Origin of the sequence: Salipiger mucosus DSM 16094 (genome assembly GCF_000442255.1) — a bacterium.
In the GTDB taxonomy this organism is placed as follows: domain Bacteria; phylum Pseudomonadota; class Alphaproteobacteria; order Rhodobacterales; family Rhodobacteraceae; genus Salipiger; species Salipiger mucosus.
On record NZ_KE557278.1, the window covers coordinates 79212 to 99610 of the forward strand.

20 protein-coding genes are annotated in these 20399 nt (G+C 69.3%); 14 read left to right on the forward strand and 6 right to left on the reverse strand.

All coding sequences use genetic code 11. The features are described 5' to 3' along the window. Positions 1–42: 42 nt before the first annotated feature. A complete protein-coding gene (locus tag SALMUC_RS16005; RefSeq protein ID WP_020038592.1) occupies positions 43–378 on the reverse strand; it encodes an ArsR/SmtB family transcription factor in 336 nt (111 codons plus the stop codon). 236 nt (positions 379–614) lie between these two features. Between SALMUC_RS16005 and SALMUC_RS16010 the strand changes: the two genes are divergently transcribed. From SALMUC_RS16010 to SALMUC_RS16040, 7 genes are all read left to right on the forward strand, one after another. After that, entirely contained in the window at positions 615–1052 is a 438-nt protein-coding gene (locus SALMUC_RS16010) for an AtpZ/AtpI family protein (RefSeq protein ID WP_020038591.1), read from the forward strand. Further along, positions 1042–1830: a F0F1 ATP synthase subunit A gene (locus SALMUC_RS16015; RefSeq protein WP_020038590.1), complete on the forward strand. Its 789-nt coding sequence runs from the start codon at positions 1042–1044 to the stop codon at positions 1828–1830. Before SALMUC_RS16010 ends, SALMUC_RS16015 begins: the two co-directional genes overlap by 11 nt. A gap of 77 nt (positions 1831–1907) precedes the next feature. Continuing rightward, a complete protein-coding gene (locus tag SALMUC_RS16020) occupies positions 1908–2132 on the forward strand; it encodes a F0F1 ATP synthase subunit C (RefSeq protein ID WP_020038589.1) in 225 nt (74 codons plus the stop codon). A gap of 87 nt (positions 2133–2219) precedes the next feature. Next, positions 2220–2771 carry a F0F1 ATP synthase subunit B' gene (locus SALMUC_RS16025; RefSeq protein ID WP_020038588.1) on the forward strand — a complete coding sequence of 184 codons (552 nt, stop codon included), beginning with the start codon at positions 2220–2222 and terminating at the stop codon, positions 2769–2771. A gap of 5 nt (positions 2772–2776) precedes the next feature. Then, positions 2777–3337 (forward strand): F0F1 ATP synthase subunit B, encoded by a 561-nt coding sequence (locus SALMUC_RS16030; protein ID WP_021120513.1) that lies wholly within the window; start codon positions 2777–2779, stop codon positions 3335–3337. Between the two features lie 206 nt (positions 3338–3543). Then, complete coding sequence (locus SALMUC_RS16035; protein WP_020038586.1) at positions 3544–4353, forward strand: division plane positioning ATPase MipZ; 810 nt, start codon at positions 3544–3546, stop codon at positions 4351–4353. Between the two features lie 312 nt (positions 4354–4665). Continuing rightward, positions 4666–4971, forward strand: a complete 306-nt coding sequence (locus tag SALMUC_RS16040; protein ID WP_021120514.1) for a hypothetical protein — start codon at positions 4666–4668, stop codon at positions 4969–4971. Here the strand turns inward: SALMUC_RS16040 and SALMUC_RS16045 are convergent. Beyond that, entirely contained in the window at positions 4965–5435 is a 471-nt protein-coding gene (locus SALMUC_RS16045; protein ID WP_020038584.1) for a GNAT family N-acetyltransferase, read from the reverse strand. The genes SALMUC_RS16040 and SALMUC_RS16045 overlap by 7 nt on opposite strands. Before the next feature lie 189 nt (positions 5436–5624). Here SALMUC_RS16045 and smc point away from each other — a divergent pair, with 189 nt between their 5' ends. Together smc and SALMUC_RS16055 are read left to right on the forward strand one after the other, a co-directional pair. After that, positions 5625–9080 carry a chromosome segregation protein SMC gene (gene smc, locus SALMUC_RS16050; RefSeq protein WP_020038583.1) on the forward strand — a complete coding sequence of 1152 codons (3456 nt, stop codon included), beginning with the start codon at positions 5625–5627 and terminating at the stop codon, positions 9078–9080. 110 nt (positions 9081–9190) lie between these two features. Beyond that, positions 9191–10054 carry a DMT family transporter gene (locus SALMUC_RS16055; protein ID WP_020038582.1) on the forward strand — a complete coding sequence of 288 codons (864 nt, stop codon included), beginning with the start codon at positions 9191–9193 and terminating at the stop codon, positions 10052–10054. 22 nt (positions 10055–10076) lie between these two features. Here the strand turns inward: SALMUC_RS16055 and SALMUC_RS16060 are convergent, their stop codons facing one another. Continuing rightward, positions 10077–11552 carry an ABC transporter substrate-binding protein gene (locus SALMUC_RS16060; RefSeq protein WP_020038581.1) on the reverse strand — a complete coding sequence of 492 codons (1476 nt, stop codon included), beginning with the start codon at positions 11550–11552 and terminating at the stop codon, positions 10077–10079. A gap of 160 nt (positions 11553–11712) precedes the next feature. On the opposite strand from SALMUC_RS16060, the gene panB reads away from it, so the two are divergent. Together panB and panC are read left to right on the forward strand one after the other, a co-directional pair. Next, entirely contained in the window at positions 11713–12546 is an 834-nt protein-coding gene (gene panB / locus SALMUC_RS16065) for a 3-methyl-2-oxobutanoate hydroxymethyltransferase (RefSeq protein WP_020038580.1), read from the forward strand. Next, positions 12543–13388, forward strand: coding sequence for a pantoate--beta-alanine ligase (gene panC / locus SALMUC_RS16070; protein ID WP_020038579.1), 846 nt, complete (start codon positions 12543–12545; stop codon positions 13386–13388). Before panB ends, panC begins: the two co-directional genes overlap by 4 nt. A 7-nt stretch (positions 13389–13395) precedes the next feature. Here panC and SALMUC_RS16075 read toward each other — a convergent pair whose 3' ends face one another. The 3 genes from SALMUC_RS16075 to SALMUC_RS16085 all read right to left on the reverse strand — a co-directional run bounded on the left by SALMUC_RS16075 (position 13396) and on the right by SALMUC_RS16085 (position 16259). Next, positions 13396–13839: an RrF2 family transcriptional regulator gene (locus SALMUC_RS16075; RefSeq protein WP_020038578.1), complete on the reverse strand. Its 444-nt coding sequence runs from the start codon at positions 13837–13839 to the stop codon at positions 13396–13398. A gap of 75 nt (positions 13840–13914) precedes the next feature. Continuing rightward, a complete protein-coding gene (locus tag SALMUC_RS16080) occupies positions 13915–15189 on the reverse strand; it encodes an acetylornithine deacetylase/succinyl-diaminopimelate desuccinylase family protein (RefSeq protein WP_020038577.1) in 1275 nt (424 codons plus the stop codon). A gap of 113 nt (positions 15190–15302) precedes the next feature. Then, on the reverse strand, positions 15303–16259 hold the full coding sequence (locus SALMUC_RS16085) for a DUF2125 domain-containing protein (RefSeq protein WP_020038576.1): 957 nt from the start codon (positions 16257–16259) through the stop codon (positions 15303–15305). Between the two features lie 66 nt (positions 16260–16325). On the opposite strand from SALMUC_RS16085, the gene SALMUC_RS16090 reads away from it, so the two are divergent. From SALMUC_RS16090 to SALMUC_RS16100, 3 genes are read left to right on the forward strand one after another with little or no spacing between them, the layout of a single operon-like run. Further along, on the forward strand, positions 16326–16868 hold the full coding sequence (locus SALMUC_RS16090) for a gamma-glutamylcyclotransferase (RefSeq protein ID WP_020038575.1): 543 nt from the start codon (positions 16326–16328) through the stop codon (positions 16866–16868). 57 nt (positions 16869–16925) lie between these two features. Further along, entirely contained in the window at positions 16926–18143 is a 1218-nt protein-coding gene (locus SALMUC_RS16095) for a motA/TolQ/ExbB proton channel family protein (protein WP_020038574.1), read from the forward strand. A 3-nt stretch (positions 18144–18146) separates the two neighbouring features. Continuing rightward, positions 18147–20390: a peptidoglycan -binding protein gene (locus tag SALMUC_RS16100; RefSeq protein ID WP_020038573.1), complete on the forward strand. Its 2244-nt coding sequence runs from the start codon at positions 18147–18149 to the stop codon at positions 20388–20390. Positions 20391–20399: the final 9 nt, after the last annotated feature.

Here is a 20399-nt window from a genome sequence, read left to right on the forward strand (position 1 = left end):
CTCTTGCCGGGAATCTGCAGAACGCCGCGAAGGATCCTGACGCTACTCCGCGCCCGGTTCGCCCAGTTCGCGCGACAGGAAGCGCTCGAAGGCGTCGAGGTGGATCGCCTCGAACTGGCCGAAGCCCTGCATCCAGACGCTGGCCTCGCGCAGGGCATCGGGCTCCAGCTTGCACCACTTGAGGCGGCCGCGCCGCTCCTGGCTGATGAGGCCGGCGCCGGCGAGGATCGCGAGGTGCTTCGAGATCGCCGCCAGCGACATGTCGAAAGGCTCTGCCACGTCGGTCACCGCCATGTCGTCCTCGAGCAGCATCGCGAGGATGCGGCGGCGCGTGGGGTCGGCCAGCGCGGCGAAGACGGTGTCGAGGTCGGGTTGCATCGACTCATAAGCACCGTGGCTCGGGGAGGGGTCAAGCACGGTCTGCCATATTCAACTGCCAAGTTGAATATGGTCCGGTCGCCCGGTTGCGCTATCAGGTGACAAGCGCGGTCGGGGCGGGAATGTCCTGCGTGACTGAAAATTGATGAATATCAGTGCTTTGACGCCCCTTCCATGCGGCCTCACGGGTGCTTGACTCGGAGGGCTCCCCCGCATAGCACAGCTGCGGAACTCCGATGGGGCTGATGAGGGTGAGCGATCCCGATCCAAAGCAGCGGCTGGACGCGCTGGAGGCGAAGATCGCGGCGGCACGGGCTGCCCGGGACAGCGACCGCAAGCACCAGGAGGAGCACTATTCCCAGGCCCAGGTCGCCTGGCGGATGGTGACCGAGATGGTCGCCGGTCTTGGGATCGGCTTCGGCATCGGGTACGGGCTGGACATGCTCCTCGGCACGACGCCGTGGCTCATGGTCCTGTTCACCGTGCTGGGGATCGTGGCGGGTGTTCGCGTGATGATGCGCACCGCCGATGAATTGCAGACCACGGCCGAGGCGGCCGAGGGAAAATCACCGGCCGACGAGGCCGGGAACGGGACAAAGGCCGAAACGGCCACGGACAGGACGAGCGCGGCCGAGGCCGCGACAGACGAGAAGAGGGATCGGCATGGCGACTGAGATGGAAGCAGCGCAAGGCGCGGACGCCGCGGCCCACGGCGGCGAGGCAGGGGGGCTGGTCTTCCACCCGATGGACCAGTTCATCGTCAAGCCGCTCTTCGGCCACGGCGAAGTCGGGCTCTTCACCATCACCAACGTGACGCTCTGGATGCTGATCGCCATCCTCGGCATCGTCGCGATGATGGTTCTGGGTACCTCGCGCCGGGCGGTGATCCCCTCGCGGGCCCAGTCCGTCGCCGAGCTGGTCTACGGCTTCATCTACAAGATGGTCGAGGACGTGACCGGCAAGGAGGGGCTGCGCTACTTCCCCTACATCATCACGCTCTTCCTGTTCATCGTCTTCGCCAACTTCCTCGGGCTGATCCCGATGAGCTTCACGGTGACGTCGCACTTCGCGGTCACCGTCGTGCTGGCGCTGGCAGTCTTCGTCGGCGTGACGGCCCTGGGCTTCATCAAGAACGGCAAGAGCTTCCTCAGCCTCTTCTGGGTCTCCAGCGCGCCGCTCGCGCTGCGCCCGATCCTTGCCGTGATCGAGGTCATCTCGTACTTCGTGCGCCCGGTCAGCCACTCCATTCGTCTTGCGGGTAACCTCATGGCGGGCCACGCGGTGATCAAGGTCTTCGCCGGTTTCGCAGCGCTGGCCGTCGTCTCGCCGCTTTCGATCGTCGCGATCACCGCGATGTACGGGCTCGAGGTCATGGTGGCGCTCATCCAGGCATACGTTTTCACCATCCTGACCTGCGTCTACCTCAAGGACGCGCTGCACCCGCATCACTGATACCGCGGCCGGGCCGTTGTGCCCGCCGCTCCGCAACACCTCAAACAGCCAACTTCCAATCGTAAGGAGAGACACCCATGGAAGGACAACTCGCACACATCGGCGCCGGCATCGCAGGCCTCGGAACCGGTCTTGCCGCTCTTGGTGTGGGCAACGTGGCAGCAAACTTCCTGTCCGGCGCCCTGCGCAACCCCTCGGCCGCGGCGTCGCAGACCGCGACCCTCTTCATCGGCATCGCATTCGCCGAAGCACTGGGCATCTTCTCGTTCCTGATCGCCCTGCTGCTGATGTTCGCCGTCTGATCGACGGAACGCAGGATCCTTACGCGCGGGCGGTGCCGTCTCTGACGGCCCGCCCGATGTAACGACACCGTTCCGACGGAGGACGACATGGCGACAGAAACCACAGGGCACGAGGCAGCCGGCGCCTGCGTCGATGCCGGAGGGTCCGCCATCGGGATGCCGCAGCTTTGCGCGGACTGGATCCCGAACCAGGTCTTTTGGCTGATCATCACGCTGGTGGTGATCTACTTCGTGCTGTCGCGCATCGCTCTGCCGCGGATCGCATCCGTCCTGGCCGAGCGTCAGGGCGCCATCACGAACGACATTTCCGCGGCGGAAGAACTCAAGCGCCAGGCGGAAGAGGCCGAGACCGCCTACCAGAAGGCGCTGGCCGACGCACGGGCCGAGGCCCAGGCCATCGGCGAGAAGACCCGCACCGAGATCAAGGCCCAGCTCGACGAAGCGACCCAGGAGGCCGATGCCCGCATCGCCGCCAAGGCTGCCGAGTCGGAAAAGGCCATCGCCGAGATCCGCGATTCGGCCGCACAGAACGTCGAGATCGTCGCCAAGGAGACCGCCGAGGCCATCCTGGCCGCGCTTGGCCACCAGGCTGACAAGAGCGCGATCGACTCGGCCGTCGACAACCGGCTGAAAGGGTGACCGACATGCGCAAGCTCATCTTCCCCGCTGCAGCCGCGACGCTGGGCACCCCGGCGATGGCGGCCAGCGGTCCCTTCTTCTCGCTGGGCAACACCGACTTCGTCGTGCTGCTGGCCTTCCTGCTTTTCCTCGCGGTCCTGGTCTACTTCAAGGTGCCGGGCCTGCTGGGCAAGATGCTCGACAAGCGCGCGACGGACATCCGCGGCGAGCTGGACGAGGCACGCGGACTGCGCGAAGAGGCACAGGCTCTGCTGGCGTCCTACGAGCGCAAGCAGCGCGAGGTCCAGGAGCAGGCGGACCGTATCGTCTCGCAGGCGAAGTCCGAGGCCGAGCTGTCGGCCGCTCAGGCCAAGAAGGACCTCGAGGCGAGCATCGCGCGCCGCATGGCCGCGGCCGAGGACCAGATCGCTTCGGCCGAGGCAGCTGCCATCCGCGACGTGCGCGACCAGGCGGCGGCCGTGGCCGTGGCTGCGTCCAAGGACGTGATCGCGCAGCAGATGACCCCGGACCAGCGGGCACAGCTCGTGGACCGTTCCATCGACGAGGTTGGCGCCAAGCTCCACTGAGCGGCTCCCACGTCGACACGACAAGAACCCGGCCTCGCGGCCGGGTTTTTTCGTGCGCATCCGGCCGGGCTGCGGCGCCGGGAACACGCTTGTCCCGGGCTCTGCCGCGCTGCGGCGGCTTCGTCTATGCTTGTGCAGTCCCACAAGATACGGTGCCGTCAGCGCAATTTTGCGTGCACATGTGGTCAAAAGGGCAAGAGGGTAGCGTGTCACATATCATCGTCGTGGGGAACGAGAAGGGCGGGGCCGGCAAGTCGACGGTGTCGATGCACGTCGCCACTGCGCTGGCCCGGATGGGCCACGTTGTGGGCGCGCTGGACCTCGACCTGCGGCAGAAGACACTGGGCCGCTACGCCGACAGCCGGCAGCGCTATCTCGAAAGTTCGGGCATGGATCTGCCCGGGCCGCGCTACATCGATCTGCCCGAGGCGGATCCCTCCGCCCTGGCGCCCGGCGAGAACGCCTACGATCATCGCCTCTCCAAGGCCGTGGCCGAACTGGAACGGGACTGCGACTTCATCCTGATCGACTGCCCCGGCTCGCATACGCGGCTGAGCCAGGTGGCGCATTCGCTGGCCGACACGCTGATCACGCCGCTCAACGACAGTTTCATCGACTTCGACCTGCTTGCCCGCATCGACAACGACGGCGAGACGATCCTCGGCCCCTCGGTCTATTCCGAGATGGTCTGGAGCGCCCGGCAGCTGCGCGCGAAGGCCGGGCTCTCTCCCATCGACTGGGTGGTTCTGCGCAATCGTCTCGGCGCGCAGCAGATGATCAACAAGATGAAGATGGAACGCGCGCTCGAGCGTCTCTCGCGGCGGATCGGCTTTCGCATCGCGCCGGGCTTTTCCGAGCGCGTGGTGTTTCGCGAACTGTTTCCGCGCGGACTCACGCTGCTCGACCTCAAGGACGTGGGCGTGCGGCAGCTCAACATCTCGAACGTGGCGGCACGGCAGGAGCTTCGCGACCTGCTCAAGACGCTGAACCTGCCGGGTGTCGAGGTGAAGTTCTGAGTGGCCGGGGGGGCGGGTCCTCGGTCCCCCGTCCGGGCGGCTGCCAAGCGATCGACCGCCTTTTCGACCGCCGGAATTTAGGGGGCGTCGTCACGCTGCGATCGGCAAGAGTGACGCTCTCGGCGAAATCGAAAGTCGCCATACGGTTTCTTGCTACTCGCGACGCCTGATCGCGCTCGCATTAATCTCTGCTTAAGCCTTTTGGGATTGATTGGCCGCATGACACGCCTCTCTCTCCTGTGTCTCTCCCTCTGCGCTGCCTGTGACATGGCCAGCCCCGCGTTCCGCGGCGCCCCGGCGATGGAGCGCAGCGTGGAGGGATCCACCTTTACCATCCGCGTTCGCGACCGGATGGCCGAGGTCATCCGTACGAATACCGAGTGGCCCGCACGCTACGACGCGATCTCGGCCCGCGCGCAGAAGGCCGTCTTCCTTGAAACCGGATGCACGCCGGAGTGGGTCACCGGCGACCCGGCGATGATGCTCATGGGCCTCTCCTGCGACGGCGAGCCAGCCCCGCCGGAACCGCGGAGCCGGTCCATCGCCTGCGAGATTATGGATGCGCACTATTCGGAGCGGCTGGGCGGCAGTGCATCGCTGGAATGCTTCCGCTACTGAGCGACGGCCTGCTGCACCGGCTTTTCGTAGAAGAGGCTCGAGCCGTTGGCTTGGTAGTTCCCGAACGGCCCGCGCCGCAGAAAGCCCTCGCGCTCGTAGAGCGAAACCGCCGCGCCCAGCCTGTCGCCCGTCTCGAGCCGGAGCAGGGGAATCCCGTCCTCCGCCGCCACGCGTTCAAGGTGCATGAGCAACCGCCGGGCCACGCCGATACCCCGCGCCTCGGGCGCGACATACATCGACTTCACCTCGGCGTAGCCCTCGGCCCGGGCGAGGGCGGCGCAGCCCAGCAGGACGTCATCCTCGCGCGCGCCGTAGAGCGTCACGGAGGGATCGCAGAGGGCGTCGATGTCGAGAAAGTGGTTCTCCTCGGGCGGGAAAAGCGACTCCATGAGCGCGTGGCTGGCCCGCAGCAGCGCCGTGGCATGCGGATCGCGGGGCGATATGGGGGCGATGGCAAGCGCCATGACGGGACTCCAATCCTGTCCAATGATGAAAAGCCGAAGTGAACAATCCGTCAAGCGCGCCGAAGGTCGTGCGCCATCGCGATATCTTGTGGAAAACCGCCAACCCGCCGCGATATGCAGAGCAAAGCGTTTGACTCGCAATGCCCCGGACCGGCAAAATATTCAAAACACCGGAATCGGGGCAGGCACGTGCAGTTCACGAAACTCAGGCTGACAGGCTTCAAGAGCTTCGTCGATCCCACAGATCTCGTCATCGCGGACGGGTTGACGGGCGTCGTGGGGCCGAACGGCTGCGGCAAGTCGAACCTGCTCGAGGCGCTGCGCTGGGTCATGGGCGAGAACCGCGCCAAGGCGATGCGCGGCGCGGGCATGGAGGACGTGATCTTTGCCGGCGCCTCGTCGCGTCCGGCGCGCAACTTCGCCGAGGTCAGCCTGCATCTCGACAACTCGGACCGGCTCGCGCCGGCGGGGTTCAACGAGGCCGATCACATCGAGATCGTGCGCCGCATCACCCGCGACGCGGGGTCGGCCTACAAGACCAACGGCAAGGACACCCGCGCGCGCGACGTGCAGATGCTTTTCGCCGACGCCTCGACCGGGGCGCATTCGCCTGCGTTGGTGCGGCAGGGTCAGATTTCCGAGCTCATCAACGCCAAGCCCAAGAACCGCCGCCGGATCCTGGAAGAGGCGGCAGGCATTTCCGGCCTCTACCAGCGCCGCCACGAGGCGGAGCTGAAGCTCAGGAACACCGAGTCGAACCTCACGCGGGTCGACGACGTGATCGAGCAGCTCGCCGGCCAGCTGGCGCAGCTTGCGCGGCAGGCCAAGCAGGCGGCGCGCTATCGTGCCATCGGCGAGGACCTGCGTCACGCCGAGGGCTTGCTGCTCTACCGCCGCTGGAAGGACGCCGACGCGGCGCGGCTGCTGGCGGAATCGGCGCTGCGCGAGCGCGTCACCGCCGCCTCGCAGGCCGAGAGCGCCGCGCGCGCCGCGGCGCAGGCCCGCGCCGAGGCCGAGGAGGGGCTGCCGCCCCTGCGCGAGGAAGAGGCCATCGCCGCAGCCGTGCTGCAGCGTCTGGTGGTGCAGCGCGACGCGCTTGCCGACCAGGAGACCCGGGCCGCCGAGACCATCGCCACGCTCAAGCGCCGCATCGAGCAGCTCGCGCGCGACATGGACCGCGAGGCGGGGCTGAACCACGACGCGGGCGAAACCATCTCGCAACTGGAATGGGAGGCGCGTGAGCTGGAGAAGGCCGGCGAGGGCCACGAGGACCGGCTCTCCGAGGCGTCCGAGGCCGCGAGCGAAGCCTCGTCGGTGCTGCAGGCGCAGGAGGCCGATCTCGCCCAGCGGACCGAGGACATGGCGCGCCTGTCGGCCCGGCACCACTCGGCGCATCGCCTGCTGGCGGATGCCCGCAAGACCCTGGGGCGCCACGAGGAGGCTGCGACCAAGGCCCGCGAGGGTGTCGAGACGGCACGCGCCACGCGTGACGGTGCCGCCGAGGCCATGGAGGAGGCGCAGGCCGCCGCCGAAGAGGCGCAGGCCGCCGCCGAGGAGGCCGAGACCGCGCTTTCCGAGGCCGATGCGGCCCGCGTCGATGCACAGGGCCGCGAGGCGGAGGCACGCGGAGAGCGCGCCGAGGCCGAGGGCGAGTTCAACGCGCTGCGCGCCGAGGTCACGGCGCTGGCGCGGCTGGTGGAGCGCGACACGGCCGAGGGCGGGCAGATCCTTGATCGGCTGCAGGTCGAGCAGGGATTTGAGAAGGCGCTTGGCGCGGCGCTGGCCGACGATCTGCGCGCGCCCGAGGTCGAATCCGACGGGCCGACGGGCTGGACCCGGCTCGCGGCCTACGAGACCGACCAGCCATTGCCTGACGGGGTGACGGCGCTGACGCACCACGTCTCTGTTCCGGACGTGCTCGCGCGGCGCATGAGCCAGGTGGGGCTCGTCGCGGGTGAGGATGGTGCGCGGCTGCAGCCGCTGCTGCGGCCGGGCCAGCGGCTGGTGAGCCTCGAGGGTGACCTCTGGCGCTGGGATGGTTACCGCGCCTGGGCAGAGGATCAGCCCTCGGCGGCGGCGCTGCGGCTGGAACAGCTCAACAAGCTGGAGGCGCTGAAGCAGGAGATGGCCGAGGCCACGGCCCGCGTCGACGGCATGCGCTCGGTACACGAGGCGCTGGTGGCGCAACTCGATGAGCTCACGCAGGCCGACAAGGCCGCGCGCGAGGCGCGCCGCGCCGCCGACCAGGCGATGAACGAGGCGAGCCGGGCGCTGAACCGCGCCGAGGCCGACCGCAACATGGCCGAGACACGGCTGGAGAGCGCGGAACTGGCCGTGACGCGCCACGAGGACGAGGCGACCACGGCGCGGAAGCAACTGCTCGAGGCCGAGCGGGGCGTGGCCGAGCTGGATGATCTCGAGGACGCCCGGGCCGAGCTGGAAGACGTCAAGATGACGGTCGAGGCGGCCCGGATGACCATGATGGCCCGCCGCTCGGCCCACGACGAGCTGCGCCGCGAGGGCGAGCAGCGCAAGGCCCGCGCGCAGCAGGTCGCCAAGGACCTCTCGGGGTGGCGTCACCGGCTGGAGACCGCAGAAAAGCGGGCTGCCGAACTGGCAGAGCGCAAGGAGACCAGCGAGGCGGAACTGGCCGAGGCGGCCGAGGTGCCCGAGGCGCTGGCCGAGGAGCGCGCGGACCTCGTGGTGTCGATCGAGCAGGCCGAGGCGCGGCGCAACGCCGCCTCGGAAGCGCTTGCCGCCGCCGAAGCGGCGCTGCGCGAGGCGGTGGCGGCGGAGCGCGACTGCGAGCGCACGGCCTCGGAGGCGCGCGAGGCGCGGGCCCGGGCCGAGGCCCGCGTCGAGGCCGCGCGCGAGACGGTCGCGGCGGCCGCAGAGCGGATCGCCGAGGAGCAGGAAACGACGCCGGCGCAGCTGCTGGACCGGCTGGATGCCGACACCGAGGCCATGCCCGAGGCCGAGCAGATCGAGGCCGAGGTGAACCGGCTCAAGCGCCAGCGCGACGCGCTGGGCGCCGTCAACCTGCGCGCCGAGGAGGACGCCCGCGAGGTCCAGACCGAGCATGACACCCTGGTCTCGGAGAAAGAGGACCTCGAGGAGGCGATCGCCACGCTGCGCTCGGGCATCGCGAGCCTCAACCGCGAGGGCCGCGAGCGGCTGCTGACCGCCTTCGAGCAGGTGAACAGCAACTTCTCGATGCTCTTCACGCACCTCTTCAACGGCGGTGAGGCGAACCTCGTGATGGTCGAGAGCGACGACCCGCTCGAAGCCGGGCTCGAAATCATGTGCCAGCCGCCGGGCAAGAAGCTCTCGACGCTCTCGCTGCTCTCGGGCGGCGAGCAGACGCTGACGGCGCTGGCGCTGATCTTTGCCGTGTTCCTGGCGAACCCGGCGCCGATCTGCGTGCTCGACGAGGTGGACGCGCCGCTGGACGACGCCAACGTCACGCGCTTCTGCGACCTGCTGGACGAAATGTGCCGCCGCACCGAGACGCGGTTCCTCATCATCACGCACCATGCGGTGACCATGGCGCGGATGGACCGGCTCTTCGGGGTGACCATGCAGGAGCAGGGCGTGTCGCAGCTGGTCTCGGTCGATCTCAAGCGCGCCGAGAAGATGGTCGCCTGATCCGGCGGTCTGCCCGGCCGCCGGCCGCTTGTGCGTATTTGGAACAAGAAGAAGCGACGGGCGCGGGCGCCGCGCTGGTGTCGGGACGCGGCGCGGGCTAGGGAAGGGGCATGCGCCTGTTCCTGCTCACCGCCCTGACCATGATGGCCTTCGCCGCCAACTCGGTGCTGAACCGCGCCGCGCTGGCGGGCGGGGGGATCGGGCCGGAAGCCTTCGGCACCATCCGGCTGCTGTCGGGTGCCGGGGTGCTGCTCGTGCTCGCGCTGGTGCTGCGGCGGCGCGAGACGGTCGCGGGCCCGGGGCGCATCCCGGGCGTGGCGGGGCTGCTGCTCTACATCTACGGGTTCTCGGCGGCCTACGTGGCGCTGGACGCCGGCGCGGGGGCCCTGATCCTCTTCGGCGTCGTGCAGGTCACGATGTTCGCCGGTGCCCTGCTGGGCGGCGAGCGGCCCCCGGCGCGGCGCTGGATCGGTGCGGTGCTGGCTTTCGCGGGACTGAGCTGGCTGCTTTGGCCCGGGGCCGATGCGGTGGTGAGCCTGCGCCACGGGCTGACGATGGCGGCCGCGGGGCTTGGCTGGGGCGTCTACTCGCTGGCCGGGCGCAAGGCGCGGGATCCCCTGTTCTCGACCGCGGCGAACTTCGTGCTGGCGGCGCCGCTGGGGCTCTTCATCGGCGCGGTGGTCGTGCCCTCGCCCTCCGACATCGTAATGACCGGCGCGGGGATCGTGCTGGCGGTGGTCTCGGGCGCGGTCACCTCGGGTCTGGGCTATGCGCTGTGGTATTCCGTGCTGCCGCAACTGCCCGGCACGGTGGCGGCGGTGGCGCAGCTGACGGTGCCGGTGATCGCCGCGCTGGGTGGCGTGATCGTGCTGGGCGAGGGGGTGAGCCCCGCGCTGCTGGCGGCCGCGGGGCTTGTGCTGGGCGGCGTCGCCATCTCGGTGCTGCCGCTGCCGCGATGGCGGCCCCGGGGCTGAGCCGGGGGCCGGCCGGGGCCGGTCAGTCGGCCCAGCGGACCTCGGTGAGGTCGGTCGCCTGTGTCGGCTGGTTGCGCCAGAGCCCCTCGACCCGGGCGTCGGCCACCGTGGGGAAGGCCAGCTGGAAGAGGTAGGCGTTGACGTGATCCTCGGCGATCATGGTCTGCGCCCGGGCGAGAAGCTCCGAGCGGGCCTCTGGGTCGGTGGTCGCCGACAGCTCGTCCATGATCTCGACGAAGGCCGGCTTGCCGTACTGGAAGTAGTAGTCGGGCCGCGCGTAGATGCCGATGTCGAAGGGTTCGGTGTGGCTGACGATGGTCAGGCCGAAGTCCTTGCCGCGGAAGACCTCCTCGAGCCACTGCGCCCATTCCAGGTTGGTGATCTGCGTCTCGATGCCGATCTCGCGCAGCTGGGCCGCGATGATCTCGCCGCCCCGGCGGGCATAGGACGGCGGCGGCAGCTTGAGCGTGGTGGTGAAGCCTTCGGGGTAGCCCGCGTCGGTGAGCAGGCGCCTGGCCTCTTCCGGGTCGTAGGGCGAGAGGTCGAGAAGATCGACGTAATCGGGATTGTGCGGCGCGAAATGCGTGCCGATGGGCGTGCCCTGGCCGAACATGGCGCCGTCGATGATCGCCTGCCGGTCGATGGCATGCGCCACGGCCGAGCGCACCTGCGGGTTGTCGAAGGGCTCGGCGCCGTTGTTCATGGCGAGGATCGTCTCGCCCTCGGTCGAGCCCACGAGTACCTGGAAGCGCGGGTCGGCCTCGAACTGGGGCAGGTTCTCGGGGGCGGGGTAGCCGGCGAAGACGTCGATGTCCTGCGCCATCATCGCGGCATAGGCAGCGGTCGGGTCCGAGATGAAGCGGAAGGTCGCCTCCTCGATCGTGGGCGCCTCGCCCCAGTAGGCGGGGTTGCGCGAAAGCTCGATCCGATCCCCTTGCACCCAATCCTCGAAGATGAAGGGACCCGTGCCCACGGGCGTCTGCTTGATGTCCTCGACGCTTTCGGGGGCGACGATCACCGCGTCGCCCCAGGCCATGTTGAACAGGAAGTTGCCCTCGGGCTGCGAGAGGGTGACCTCGACCGTGCGCGGGTCGACGACGGTCACGTCGGAGATCGCCTCGAAGAGGGCCTTCTGCGCGTTCAGGCTGTCCTCGTCGCGGGCCCGGTCGAGGGTGAACTTCACGTCCGAGGCGTCCATTTCCGAGCCGTCGTGAAAGCTCACGCCTTCGCGCAGGGTAAAGGTATAGGTCAGCCCGTCGTCGGAAATCTCCCAGCTTTCGGCCAGCGCCGGCTGCACCGAGCCGTCCTCGGCGAAGCGGGTCAGGCCCTCGAAGACATTGGCGTAGAGCACACTGTCGATGGCGCCGGCCGCGGCCGAGGTCGGGTCGAGGTGCGGCGGTTCGAGCTGCAGCGCGACGGTCAGGTCGGTCTGCTGCTGGGCGAGGGCGGCACTGCCGGTCAGCAGCAGCGCGGGAAGCGCGGCGCGAAGGCGGGTCATGGTCGATCTCCTGTCGGGGCGGTCGGTCTGGCCGCCGTCGTGTTGACCTTGAGCCGAAACAGGCAGGGCTTTCAAGTCGGGGGCAGGGGATGCCTTGGGCTGGATCAGGGGCGGCGTGGCTGGTAGATGGCGGCAACCTTGTTGACGAGAGGAGGCGGCAATGAGCGCATCGGCCAAGGTGTCGGCCCCCATGCCCGACGATATCCGAGCCCGCAAGGGCGGCGCGCCGCTGGTGAGCCTGACGGCCTATACCACGCCCATGGCGCAGGTCCTGGACCCGCATTGCGATTTCGTGCTGGTGGGCGACTCGGTGGGTATGGTGCTGCACGGGCTGCCCTCGACACTCGGCGTCACCATGGAGATGATGATCCTGCACGGCCAGGCGGTGCGTCGGGGCCTGTCGAAGGCGATGATGGTCGTGGACCTGCCCTTCGGCAGCTACGAGGCGAGCCCGGAAGAGGCCTATCGCAACGCCGCCCGGCTGATGGCCGAGACCGGCGCCGGCGCCGTCAAGCTCGAGGGCGGGGTGACCATGGCGCCGACGATCGCCTTCCTCGTGGCGCGCGGCATTCCGGTCATGGCGCATGTCGGGCTGACCCCGCAGTCGGTCAACACGCTGGGCGGCTACCGGGTGCAGGGCCGCGGGGCGGCGGGCGCGCAGCTGCGCGCCGATGCCCATGCGGTTGCCGAGGCGGGCGCCTTTGCCGTGGTGCTCGAGAAGGTGCCGGAGGGACTGGCCGACGAGATCACCCGCGCAGTCCCCGTGCCGACCGTCGGCATCGGCGCCTCGGCAGCCTGCGACGGGCAGATCCTTGTGGTGGACGACATGCTGGGGCTCTTCACCGCCTTCAAGCCGAAATTCGTGAAGCGCTACGCCACCCTGGGCGAGCAGGCCGAGGCCGCCGTCGCCGCCTATGCCGAGGAGGTGCGCGCGCGGCAGTTCCCGGGGCCCGAGCATGCCTTTGCCGATGCCGCGCCGGAGAAACGCTCATGACCGCGCCGATCCTGCGCGAGAAGGCCGCGCTGCGCGAGCGCGTGGCCGGCTGGAAACGGGACGGTGCGCGCGTGGGCGTGGTCCCGACCATGGGCGCGCTGCACGCCGGGCATCTGAGCCTGGTCGAGGCGGCGCAGGCGGAGTGCGACCGCGTCATCGTGACGATCTTCGTCAATCCGCGCCAGTTCAACAACCCGGCGGACCTCGAGAGCTATCCGCGCACCGAGGAAACGGACGCGCAAAAGCTCGCTCCCTTTGATGTCGACGTGATCTACGTCCCCGGCCCGGGCGAGATCTATCCCGAGGGCTTCGCGACCACCGTCCTGGTCGCGGGGCTGACCGAGGGGCTTTGCGGCGCGCACCGGCCCGGGCACTTCGACGGGGTGACCACCGTCGTGCCCAAGCTATTCCTGCAGACCGGGGCGGACCGCGCCTATTTCGGGGAAAAGGACTACCAGCAACTGCAGGTCGTGCGGCGCATGGCGGCGGATCTCGACATCCCGATCGAGGTGGTGGGCTGCCCCACGGTGCGCGAGGCGGACGGGCTCGCGCTGTCGTCGCGCAACGTCCGGCTTTCGCCCGAGGCACGCCGGCAGGCGCCCGAGCTGCACGCGGTTCTGGTCGAGACCGCGGCGGCCCTGCGCGCGGGAGAGGCGCTTGGTGCGCTGCGCGAGGCGGCGGAGCGGCGGTTGATCAGCGCGGGGTTCGAGCGGCTGGAATACCTCGAGTTGCGCGGTGCGGAAGACCTCGCGCCTTTGGAGACGCCGGAGCGGCCGGCACGGCTTCTGGTCGCGGCCTGGCTCGACGGCGTGCGGCTGATCGACAATATCGCGGTGGTCTGAACCGGCGTCAGCCGGCGGCCTTGGCCGGCGGTGCGCCGGCCTGAAGGATGCCGACGGTGGCCGGATGGGCGTGGACCGCCTCCTCCAGCGTTACCTCGTCCAGCACGGCGAAGAAGGCGCGTTGCGCCTTGGCGAGCACCGGGACCAGGCCGCAATTGGCTTGCAGGATGCAGGACGCGCAGTCGACCATCATGCCGCAGCCCTCCATGTGGCGGGCAACGTCGCCCACGCGGATTGCCGAGGCCTCGCGCGCCAGTTGCACGCCGCCAAGGCGGCCGCGCGTGCTCTTGAGAAAACCGCCTTCGACGAGCTGCTGCACCACCTTCATCAGGTTGGCATGGGACAGGTCGTGGGCCTTGGCGATTTCCGCGATGGAGACGCGCCGGTCGTCATGCGCGCCGAGGTAGAGGCACACGCGCATGGCGTAGTCGGTGAATTTCGAGAGTTTCATGAACAGCTTACTCGTTGACGTACCCGCATACTGCGTAATTCCGCCACCCGGCGCAACCGGACGGTGTGTCGCGCACTAGCCGGTCAGCAGATGCTCGAGGCTGCGTGCCATGACCTTTGCGCTGTCGAGCATATCGGTGACGCCAACCCATTCGTCGGGCTTGTGCGCCAATTCCAGCAGGCCCGGCCCGTAGGCGATGCAGTTGCGCAGCCGCCCGATCCGGTCGATGTGCTTTTGGTCGTAGCTGCCGGGCGAGGCGACATGGGCGGCCTCGCAGCCCAGCACCTCGCGCACGGCTCGGCCGACGGTGGTGACGACGGGCGCGTCGCGGTCGGTCATCGAGGGGATGACCCGGTTCAGCTCGCGGATCTCGTAGTCGAAGCCCGGTCGCTCGGCCTTGAGCGCCTCGAGCAGGCCGGTGATCTCGGACTGGACCGCTTCCAGCCCCTCCTCGATCAGGAAGCGCCGGTCGATCACGATGCGGCAGCTGTCCGGCACGCAGTGCGCGGGCAGGCTGGTGTCGCCGGGGGCGGGCTCGGCCTGGCCGCCGTGGATCGAGTTGATGTTCATGGTGGATTGCCGCGCGCCGTCGGGCACCACCGGCATCTCGGTGAAACGCGAGGCGAGTGCGGGGTAGAGCTTGTCCTCGAATGCCGCCAGGACCGCGCCCATGTGGCGCACCGCGCAGTCGCCGAGGAAGGGCATCGAGCCGTGCGCGATCTCGCCCCGCGTTTCGATCTCGGCCCACCAGCCGCCGCGATGACCAAGGCAGATGCGGTCCTTCTGCAGCGGCTCGGGGATGATGACGTGTTGCACACGGGCGGGGTCGAAGTAGCCCCGTTCCGCCAGGTAGGCCACGCCGCCGTAGCCGCCGGATTCCTCGTCTGCGGTGGCGCTGATCTCGATGGCGCCGGCGTGGCCCGGGTGTTCCTCGAGAAAGGCTTCGACCGCGATGATCGAGGCGGCGAGCCCGCCCTTCATGTCACAGGAGCCGCGGCCATAGATCCGGTCGCCGTCGAGTTCGCCGCCGAAAGGATCGCGGGTCCAGCCTTGGCCGACCTCGACCACGTCGTGATGCGAGTTGAAATGCACGCAGTCGCCGGGCCGCGTGCCCTCGCGCCGGGCGACGAGGTTCCAGCGCGGGTATGTGTCGCTGTCGCCGGGCGTGCCTTCGGCGCGGACCAGCTCGCAGGCAAAGCCGCGCGCCGCGAGCCGCGCCTCCAGATGGGTGCAGATGTCGCGGTAGTGACGGCCGGGCGGGTTCAGGGTGGGAATGCGGATCAGCTCCTGCGTCAGCGCGACAAGCTCGTCGCGCCGCGCCTCGATCCGCGACATCAGGGTATCGCTCATGAGGGTCAGTCTTTCGGGGAAGCGCCCCGGGCGCAAGGTGCCTGTGCCCCGCGGTGGAGCCAAAAGTCTTCGAAGACTCTTGAAAATTCCTTTGAAGGGATTTGGCCGTCCCCTCAGCGCAGGCGCGGCGCCTCGCCCAGCGGGATCAGCCCCATCCAGGTGCGGCCGCCGCGAAACTCCAGCGGCAGGTCCAGTGTGCCGGAATTGCCCGATAGCCCCGCCACCAGCGACAGCGCCTCCTCGAGCGCCCCGGCCAGCGCGCCGGGCAGTTGCCCCGCCTCGCGCGCGACCTCGATCAACTCGCGCCAGTTCTCGGCCTGCACCGTCATCCGCCCGTCGAGATATCCTGCGCGGTCCACCTCGACCGCGCCCGCGAGCTTCAGCCGCAGCTCGCCCATGCGGTACTCGGCAAGCCGCAGGTCGATGGCGGTCGGGTCGGGCAATTCGCCGCCCGAGACCTCGAGCGGCTCGGCCAGCGTGACCTCGGCGTCGAGCCGCAGCCCGTCGGGCCCGGCGTCGAGCCCGCCCAGGTCGCCATGCTCGGTCGCCACCGAGTCGGCGTTGACCGCCACGCGATAGGTGCTGTCCTGCCCTTCGAGTTGCGACACAGCCCCGGTCACGCCCGCCAGGGCCAGCGTCATGTCGCCCGAGACGTTCAGCACCTCGGCCTCGGTGTTCGCACGGATCACGCGCGGACCGTCGTGCACGAGGCTCGCGCGCAGGCTCTGCGAGGCGATCTCGTAGCGGCCTTCGGGGGTCGAGAGGCTCTGGCGCTCGGGCCAGACAAGGATCTCGTGGCCCGGGCGGTAGACCAGCCGCAGGACCTGGAAGAACGGGGCCTCCCAGGCGATGCGGGTCTCGGGATCGGCCAGGATCAGCCCCTCGAAGCTGGCGTCCAGCCGGTTGGGAAAACCGCGGATCGCGAGCGACTCGTAGGAGGCCTCCCAGCCGTCGTCGCGGCGCGCCTCGAACCAGTCCTCGATGGCCGCGCGCTGGCTCCAGGCGGCGAAAAACCAGTAGCCGGACCATGCGAGTCCCGCCGCGATCACGATCAGTGCCAGACGTTTCACCGCGGCGCCCCCTTTCATGGTCGAACGCGATGGTGTTTACAGCCCGCGACAGGAAAGGACCAGACGATGGCGCTTTGGGTGTTCGGATACGGATCGCTGCTGTGGAATCCCGGCTTCGAGGTGGCCGAGCGTGCCCATGCCTGTCTGCCGGACTACCACCGCAGCTTCTGCATGCGCTCGATACACCACCGCGGCACCGACGACCGCCCCGGCCTGGTGCTGGCGCTCGACGCGCACGAGGGCTCGGTCTGCGAGGGGCTGGCCCTGCGCGCCGCCCCCGGCAGCGAGGACGCGACGCTGGCATACCTGCGCGAGCGCGAGCTGGTCTCCTCGGCCTACATCGAGAAGGTGTTGCCGGTGGACCTCTCCACCGGCGCGCGCATCGAGGCGGTGACCTATGTCATCGACCCCGACCACGTGCAGTATTGCGGTGGGATGCCGCTCGAGGACCAGGCCCGCACGATCGCCGGGGCGATCGGGGGAATGGGGCCGAATCCCGAATATCTCTACAATACGGCAACACATCTCGACGAATTGGGCATTCCAGACGCCGAACTGCACTGGTTGGCCTCGCGTGTCCGGGCGCTTGTGGATAACGGCTTGGCTTGAACGGGCCGAATCCCTAGGCTCTCCATGACGTTATCGTAAGGTGTCGCCTTGTCCCCGATGGACCGGCCCGACTTCGAGGCCCAGCCCCATTTCAGCCAGCCCTTCCGCCAGATCTTCCTGATGCTGGCGGTGCTCGGGCTGTGCGGCGCGGGCGCCTTCCTGGCGCTGCCGCGGGTGCTGCCGGTGTTCGAGGCCAACCCCTATCTCAACGGCTTCATTCTCTTCGTCTTCGCGCTGGGCGTGATCGCCTGCTTCCTGCAGGTGGCGCAGCTGGTGCAGTCGGTCCGCTGGATCGAGAGCTTTGCCCAGGACCGCGACGCCGGCGCCCAGGCGCCGCGTCTGCTGGCGCCGCTGGCCGCCCTGCTGCGCCGCCGCGACCGGCGGATGCAGATCACCACGACCTCGACACGCTCGATCCTCGATTCGGTCGCCACCCGCATCGATGAGGCGCGCGAAATCACGCGCTACATCGTGTCTCTGCTGATCTTCCTCGGGCTGCTGGGCACCTTCTACGGCCTTGCGACCACCGTGCCCGCGCTGGTCGATACCATCCGCAGCCTCGCCCCGCAGGCGGGCGAGACCGGGGTCGAGACCTTTTCGCGGCTGATGTCCGGCCTCGAAGCCCAACTCGGCGGCATGGGGGTGGCCTTCGCCTCGTCACTGCTGGGCCTCGCGGGCTCGCTCATCGTCGGGCTGCTCGAGCTCTTTGCCGGGCATGGGCAGAACCGCTTCTACCGCGAGCTCGAGGAATGGCTGAGTTCGATCACCAAGCTGTCGCTCTCCGGTGACGGCGAGGGCGGCGGCGAGGCCGGTGTCGTGGGCGCGATGCTCGACCAGATGAACGACCAGATGGAGCGGCTCAACCTGCTCTTCGCCCAGTCCGAGGAAGGCCGGTCCGAGGTCGAATCGCGTCTCGGGCAGCTGGCGGATTCGCTCGAACGCATGGCCGAGCGGATCGAGGCAACGTCGCCCTCCGCGACCTCGCTGGCTCGGATCGCCGAGGGGCAGGAAAAGCTGGTCGAGGTGCTGGAGAGCAAGGAGACCGAGGGGCTCGACGCCGAGAGCCGGATGCGCCTGCGCTCGATCGACGTGCAGATGCTGCGCCTGCTCGAGGAGATGTCGGCGGGCCGGCAGGAAAGCATGGCCGAGCTGCGCACCGACCTGCACGCCCTGACGCGCACCATCGGGCAGATGGCGCGGCAGTCGCAGTCGGGCGGCGGCTCGATCCGGCCGGTGCAGGGCGGTCCGGCCCGCAGCGGCGGGCAGGAGGGCTGATCCATGTCGCTGGCGCGGCGCACCGGGACGCGCTTCCAGGCCAATATCTGGCCCGGCTTCGTGGATGCCATGACCGGCCTGCTGCTGGTCCTGATGTTCGTGCTGACCATCTTCATGGTCATCCAGTTCGTGCTGAACGAAACCATATCGGGGCAGGAGACCGAGCTCGATTCGCTTTCCTCCGAGGTGGCGGAACTGGCCCGCGCCCTGGGCGTGCAGGAGCGTCGCAACGCCGCGCTGACCAACCAGCTTGGCGAGCTGGAAACGACCCTGTCGGACAGTGAGACGCGCCTGTCGGAACAGCAGAACATCATCTCGGCCCTGACCTCGACGCGCGACCGGCAGGCCGCCGCGCTCGAGGATGCCGAGGCGCGCATCGCGAGCTTCGAGGACCGGGTCGCCACGCTGCTGTCGCAGCGCGACTCGGCGCGCGAGCAGGTGAGCGAACTGACCGCCACGCAGGAAAACCTGGAGTCGGCCCGCGCCGAGCTGATCTCGGAGCGTGACGCGCTGGACCTCGCGTTGGCGCAGGCGCGCGACGAGGTCGACGCGCAGGAAGAGGCCGCGCGCCTTGCCGCTGCCCGTCGCGAAGCCCTTCAGGCGCTTGTCGAGGACCTGCGCGCGCAGAGCGCCGAGCAGTCGGACACGCTGGCTGGCCTGCGAGGCGAGGTCGACGACCTCGAAAGCGCGCTCAGCGAGGAGGAGGCGCAGCGCCTTGCCGAATCCGAGGCTGCTGCCGCCCTGCGCAAGCGGCTGGAAGAGGCCGACAGCGAGCTGACCGCCATGACCATGGCGCTGGAACAGGAGCGCAAGCGCGCCGAGGAGACGCTGACCCTGCTGGCCGCCGCACGCGAGGCCGAGAACGACCTGAACGCCCGGCTTGCCGCCGCGCTTTTGGAAGGTGAACAGCGTGCCGAGGAGTTGCAGGGCCGGATCGACGCGCAGGCCGACGAACTGGCCGAGACCGAGGCGCAGCTGGCCTCGGAGCGCGAGGAGTCGGCCGCCGCGATCGAAGGCGCGCAGGCCGCGCTGGCCGACGAACGCGCGGCGCGGGCCGACGTCGAGGATGACCTTGCCGCCGCGCGCGACCGTGCCGACACGGCCGAGACGCGCCTTTCGGACCTGTCGGCCCGCCTTGCGGCCGCGCTGGCCCGTGTCAGCGAGGCCGAGGGGCTGGAAGAGCGGCTGGCCGAACTCCGCGACCGCAACGCCAGCCTCACCGAAGAGATCGAGAGCACCGAAGCGCAGGCCGGCGACAAGGACACGGTGATCGCGACCCTGCGCCAGCAGCTGGCCGAGGCCGAGGCTCGCGCGGCCGAGCGCACCGATGACGCCCGCTCGCTCGAGGAACGCCTGGCCTCGGCACTGGCTGCGCGGCTCGATGCCGAAACCAGCGCCGAGGAGACGCGCGACCGGCTCGCCGCCGCGCTGGCCGCGCAGAAGGCGGCCGAGCAGCGCGCAGAGGATCGCCTCGACGAGGCAGAGCAACGCGCCGCGCTGCTCTCGCAGGCGCGTGAACAGCTGGAGACCTCCGAGGCGCGCGCCGACCGCTCGCAGGAGCAGACCGAGCTGCTGAACCGCCAGGTCTCGGCGCTACGCAACCAGCTGGGCGAGCTGCAGGCGCTGCTCGACGACGCGCGCGACCGCGACGCTGCGGCCGATGTGCAGTTGCAGAACCTCGGCTCCGAGCTGAACGCCGCGCTGGCGCGCGCGGCCGCGGAGGAACGCCGCCGCCGCCAGCTGGAGGAGGCCGAACGCGCCCGGCTGGAGGCGCAGGCCGAGGACCTGGAACGCTACCGCTCGGAATTCTTCGGACGCCTGCGCGAGGTCGTCGGCAACCAGGAGGGCATCCGAATCGAGGGCGACCGCTTCGTGTTTTCCTCGGAGGTGCTCTTTGCCCCGGGCGAGGCCGAGCTGTCGGACGCCGGCCGCGACGAGATCGCCAAGATCGCCGGCATTCTGCGGACGGTCATGGAGGAGATCCCCGAGGGTATCGACTGGGTACTGCGCGTCGACGGCCACACCGACGACATCCCGCTGCGCCCCGGCGCGCGCTTTGCCGACAACTGGGAACTCAGCCAGGCGCGGGCGCTATCGGTGGTGCGCTACCTCGTGAACTTCCTCGGCATCCCGCCCGAGCGGCTCTCGGCCAACGGCTTTGGCCAGTACCAGCCGATCAACTCCGAGGACACGCCCGAGGCGCGGGCGCAGAATCGCCGGATCGAGCTGAAACTCACCGAGAGCTGACCGCGCGGG